Source organism: Pseudooceanicola antarcticus, from assembly GCF_900215355.1.
In the GTDB taxonomy this organism is placed as follows: domain Bacteria; phylum Pseudomonadota; class Alphaproteobacteria; order Rhodobacterales; family Rhodobacteraceae; genus Pseudooceanicola; species Pseudooceanicola antarcticus.
The window spans coordinates 1-5651 of record NZ_OBEA01000013.1; the positions used below are offsets into that span (position 1 = coordinate 1).

The 5651-nt window shown below is 54.2% G+C and carries 2 tRNA genes and 3 rRNA genes; all 5 read left to right on the plus strand.

Annotation, left to right across the window (positions count from 1 at the left end):
• Positions 1-396 precede the first annotated feature (396 nt).
• The 5 genes from CRO50_RS19750 (at position 397) to rrf (ending at position 5627) form a co-directional block, all read left to right on the plus strand.
• Positions 397-1858, plus strand: a 16S ribosomal RNA gene (locus CRO50_RS19750).
• Between the two features lie 162 nt (positions 1859-2020).
• Positions 2021-2097, plus strand: a tRNA-Ile gene (locus tag CRO50_RS19755).
• A gap of 27 nt (positions 2098-2124) precedes the next feature.
• Positions 2125-2200: transfer RNA gene (locus CRO50_RS19760), tRNA-Ala, on the plus strand.
• A gap of 381 nt (positions 2201-2581) precedes the next feature.
• A 23S ribosomal RNA gene (locus CRO50_RS19765) occupies positions 2582-5412 on the plus strand.
• Positions 5413-5512: 100 nt separating this feature from the next.
• A 5S ribosomal RNA gene (gene rrf / locus CRO50_RS19770) occupies positions 5513-5627 on the plus strand.
• The 16S, 23S and 5S rRNA genes sit together here with 2 tRNA genes alongside, the layout of an rRNA operon.
• Positions 5628-5651: the final 24 nt, after the last annotated feature.

The following is a 5651-nucleotide window of genomic DNA, read 5'->3' on the forward strand; positions in this document are numbered from 1 at the left end:
GCTGAGGCGCACCGGGGCGCCACGGAGGCGGACGGAACGGAGGGCGGCGGAGCTGCTTGAAGGACCTGAAGCTGAGGTGGTGATAGAAATTCAGAGGTATGATCGGGCGGGCGCGCCGCAAGTTAGGGCGCACTGGTCTGGTTTTTGTCTCTACGCTCTTTGACATCGCGAGTATCTGAAGAGATATGTGGGCGGTTTGGATCATTTCGATGATCGACGTCTGTATATCGCGCTCCTAGGCTTCGGCCGATTATGGAGTGTCAGCTTCACTGTTTGGACGGCTTTCGGTTTCTGATGAAACCCGAAGCACAGACAAACAGAGACGACCGGGACTAGCCTCCCGGTCACAAGATGTGCAGAGGTTCGAACGTCAAGGATATCAGCGTAAGCTGGTTTCAACTTGAGAGTTTGATCCTGGCTCAGAACGAACGCTGGCGGCAGGCCTAACACATGCAAGTCGAGCGCACTCTTCGGAGTGAGCGGCGGACGGGTGAGTAACGCGTGGGAATATGCCCTTCTCTGCGGAATAGCCTCGGGAAACTGAGAGTAATACCGCATACGCCCTTCGGGGGAAAGATTTATCGGAGAAGGATTAGCCCGCGTTGGATTAGATAGTTGGTGGGGTAACGGCCTACCAAGTCGACGATCCATAGCTGGTTTTAGAGGATGATCAGCCACACTGGGACTGAGACACGGCCCAGACTCCTACGGGAGGCAGCAGTGGGGAATCTTAGACAATGGGCGCAAGCCTGATCTAGCCATGCCGCGTGAGTGATGAAGGCCTTAGGGTCGTAAAGCTCTTTCGCCAGGGATGATAATGACAGTACCTGGTAAAGAAACCCCGGCTAACTCCGTGCCAGCAGCCGCGGTAATACGGAGGGGGTTAGCGTTGTTCGGAATTACTGGGCGTAAAGCGCGCGTAGGCGGACTATTAAGTCAGGGGTGAAATCCCGGGGCTCAACCCCGGAACTGCCCTTGATACTGGTAGTCTTGAGTTCGAGAGAGGTGAGTGGAATTCCGAGTGTAGAGGTGAAATTCGTAGATATTCGGAGGAACACCAGTGGCGAAGGCGGCTCACTGGCTCGATACTGACGCTGAGGTGCGAAAGTGTGGGGAGCAAACAGGATTAGATACCCTGGTAGTCCACACCGTAAACGATGAATGCCAGTCGTCGGCAAGCATGCTTGTCGGTGACACACCTAACGGATTAAGCATTCCGCCTGGGGAGTACGGTCGCAAGATTAAAACTCAAAGGAATTGACGGGGGCCCGCACAAGCGGTGGAGCATGTGGTTTAATTCGAAGCAACGCGCAGAACCTTACCAACCCTTGACATCCTAGGACCGCCAGAGAGATTTGGCTTTCACTTCGGTGACCTAGTGACAGGTGCTGCATGGCTGTCGTCAGCTCGTGTCGTGAGATGTTCGGTTAAGTCCGGCAACGAGCGCAACCCACATCTTTAGTTGCCAGCAGTTCGGCTGGGCACTCTAGAGAAACTGCCCGTGATAAGCGGGAGGAAGGTGTGGATGACGTCAAGTCCTCATGGCCCTTACGGGTTGGGCTACACACGTGCTACAATGGTACCTACAGTGGGTTAATCCCAAAAAGGTATCTCAGTTCGGATTGGGGTCTGCAACTCGACCCCATGAAGTCGGAATCGCTAGTAATCGCGTAACAGCATGACGCGGTGAATACGTTCCCGGGCCTTGTACACACCGCCCGTCACATCATGGGAGTTGGGTTTACCCGAAGACGGTGCGCCAACCTTTTGGAGGCAGCCGGCCACGGTAGGCTCAGCGACTGGGATGAAGTCGTAACAAGGTAGCCGTAGGGGAACCTGCGGCTGGATCACCTCCTTTCTAAGGATGTTCCTAGTCAGATCAGCTTGCTGATCTCGTGGAACACTTAGCAGAAGAGCCCTTCCTTTGGGGCTCGACAAACTCGGTCCAGGCCGTCCTCATATCTCTTCAGAACAAGTGGTTCAGGTCATCGACCTGCGGATCCAACACGGATCACCTAATGGGTCGGTAGCTCAGGTGGTTAGAGCGCACGCCTGATAAGCGTGAGGTCGGAGGTTCAAGTCCTCCTCGACCCACCATCACCCTGGCAACGGGGTAACAATGTTGGGGCCTTAGCTCAGCTGGGAGAGCGCCTGATTTGCATTCAGGAGGTCAGGAGTTCGATCCTCCTAGGCTCCACCACTTACTCAAGACAAGGAGCCCGATTTGACCGCTAAGCAGCGTTGCTGTTTAGCCGTCCAATCGGACGAATTTGACATCGTTAAGAGAGATATCAATCAACCTCATCTCCCCCCGCAAGTGAGCGGACCGGGACGTTGAAGTGCCAGACCTTCGGGAACGGCGAGCGGTTGAGAAGGACGCCAAGCCTTCCGCCCGTATGCTTCTTCGCAAAGAATGAGTGTTGTCCAAGTCAAGTACACTAACCAGAGCAACTTCGGTTGCTCATTGTCAGAACCAAAGGTTCTGGCGGGAAAATGTATGACTTCTGATCCAGAACAGAGTGCCAGGCGGACGAACCAGCCCGCATCGGCGCGCGACATGTGAATGTCTTCTTCTGGATCGGATCAAGCGCGAGAAGGGCGTTTGGTGGATGCCTTGGCAGCAAGAGGCGATGAAGGACGTGATACTCTGCGATAAGCCATGGGGAGCTGAGAATAAGCTTTGATCCATGGATCTCCGAATGGGGCAACCCACCTGAATGCTTGATATAATTGCCGTTCGCGGCAGCCTATATCATGCATAAACAGGTACTTCTTACCTGAATACATAGGGTTTGAAGAGCAAACCCGGGGAACTGAAACATCTAAGTACCCGGAGGAAAGGAAATCAATTGATACTCCCCTAGTAGCGGCGAGCGAACGGGGACCAGCCGAGCCTTGAGAGTGACCAGAACTGTTTGGAAAAGCAGACCATAGTGGGTGACAGTCCCGTATGGGTAGCTCGATAGGACGTATTAAGTAGGGCGGGACACGTGAAATCCTGTCTGAAGATCGGAGGACCACCTTCGAAGGCTAAGTACTCCTTGCTGACCGATAGCGAACCAGTACCGTGAGGGAAAGGTGAAAAGCACCCCGACGAGGGGAGTGAAACAGTACCTGAAACCGAACGCCTACAATCAGTCGGAGGCTCCTTGCGAGCTGACGGCGTACCTTTTGTATAATGGGTCATCGACTTGGTCTCACGAGCAAGCTTAAGCCGTTAGGTGTAGGCGCAGCGAAAGCGAGTCTTAATAGGGCGTTGAGTTCGTGGGATCAGACCCGAAACCGAGTGATCTAGGCATGACCAGGATGAAGGTAAGGTAACACTTACTGGAGGTCCGAACCCACACCTGTTGAAAAAGGTCGGGATGAGTTGTGCCTAGGGGTGAAAGGCCAATCAAACTCGGAGATAGCTGGTTCTCCGCGAAATCTATTTAGGTAGAGCGTCATCCGAATACCCCGGGGGGTAGAGCACTGGATGGGTAATGGGGCCCCACAGGCTTACTGATCCTAACCAAACTCCGAATACCCGGGAGTACTAGATGGCAGACACACTGCGGGTGCTAACGCCCGTAGTGGAGAGGGAAACAACCCTGACCTCCAGCTAAGGCCCCCAATTCATGGCTAAGTGGGAAAGCAGGTGGGATGTCCAAAACAACCAGGAGGTTGGCTTAGAAGCAGCCATCCTTTAAAGATAGCGTAACAGCTCACTGGTCTAATCAAGACGTCCTGCGGCGAAGATGTAACGGGGCTCAAGCCATGAGCCGAAGCTGAGGATACGCATAGCGTATGGTAGCGGAGCGTAGTGTGACATAGCTCCATGCGTCCTTACTTCCTTCGGGAAGATTGGACGCAAGGAGCTTTCTGTGAAGCCGGCCTGTGAGGGATCCGGTGGAGAGATCACTAGCGAGAATGATGACATGAGTAGCGACAAAGAGTGTGAGAGACACTCTCGCCGAAAGTCCAAGGGTTCCTGCTTAAAGCTAATCTGAGCAGGGTAAGCCGGCCCCTAAGCCGAGGCCGAAAGGCGTAGGCGATGGGAACCAGGTTAATATTCCTGGGCCGTGTGGTGGTGACGGATCTCGAAGGTTGTTCCTCCTTATCGGATTGGAGGGGCCGCTTAGAGGTTCCTGGAAATAGCCCCACTTTAAGACCGTACCCTAAACCGACACAGGTGGACTGGTAGAGCATACCAAGGCGCTTGAGAGAACGATGTTGAAGGAACTCGGCAAAATACCTCCGTAAGTTCGCGAGAAGGAGGCCCGGGTTCAAGGCAACTTGGATCCGGGGGCACAAACCAGGGGGTGGCGACTGTTTACTAAAAACACAGGGCTCTGCGAAGTCGCAAGACGACGTATAGGGTCTGACGCCTGCCCGGTGCCTGAAGGTTAAAAGGAGGGGTGCAAGCTCCGAATTGAAGCCCAGGTAAACGGCGGCCGTAACTATAACGGTCCTAAGGTAGCGAAATTCCTTGTCGGGTAAGTTCCGACCTGCACGAATGGCGTAACGACTTCCCCGCTGTCTCCAACATCGACTCAGCGAAATTGAATTGCCTGTCAAGATGCAGGCTTCCCGCGGTTAGACGGAAAGACCCCGTGCACCTTTACTACAGCTTCACACTGGCATCAGGCACAACATGTGCAGAATAGGTGGTAGGCTTCGAAGCAGGGACGCCAGTTCCTGTGGAGCCTCCTTTGAGATACCACCCTTGTTCTGCTTGATGTCTAACCGCGGTCCGTTATCCGGATCCGGGACCCTGTGTGGCGGGTAGTTTGACTGGGGCGGTCGCCTCCTAAAGCGTAACGGAGGCGCGCGAAGGTTGGCTCAGAGCGGTCGGAAATCGCTCGTTGAGTGCAATGGCAGAAGCCAGCCTGACTGCGAGACTGACAAGTCGAGCAGAGTCGAAAGACGGCCATAGTGATCCGGTGGTCCCGAGTGGAAGGGCCATCGCTCAACGGATAAAAGGTACGCCGGGGATAACAGGCTGATACTGCCCAAGAGTCCATATCGACGGCAGTGTTTGGCACCTCGATGTCGGCTCATCTCATCCTGGGGCTGGAGCAGGTCCCAAGGGTACGGCTGTTCGCCGTTTAAAGAGGTACGTGAGCTGGGTTTAGAACGTCGTGAGACAGTTCGGTCCCTATCTGCCGTGGGTGTAGGATACTTGAGAGGAGTTGCCCCTAGTACGAGAGGACCGGGGTGAACGATCCACTGGTGGACCAGTTGTTATGCCAATAGCAGTGCTGGGTAGCTATGATCGGAAAGGATAACCGCTGAAGGCATCTAAGCGGGAAGCCCCCCTCAAAACAAGGTATCCCTGAGGGCCGTGGGAGACCACCACGTCGATAGGCCGGAGATGTAAGCACAGCAATGTGTTCAGTTGACCGGTACTAATTGCCCGATAGGCTTGACCCGATCCAGTAGAAGACAATCTCTACTGATCAAAGTCATACAATATACACCAACACTACTCGGACAACCGATTGATATCTCTCGATATTGGATCTTTCCTCGGTCTGGTGGTCATAGCACGAGCAAAACACCCGGTCCCATCCCGAACCCGGAAGTTAAGTGCCGTCGCGCTGATGGTACTGCGGCTTAAGTCGTGGGAGAGTAAGTCGCCGCCAGACCTAGTAAAGATCCAATAAAACGAT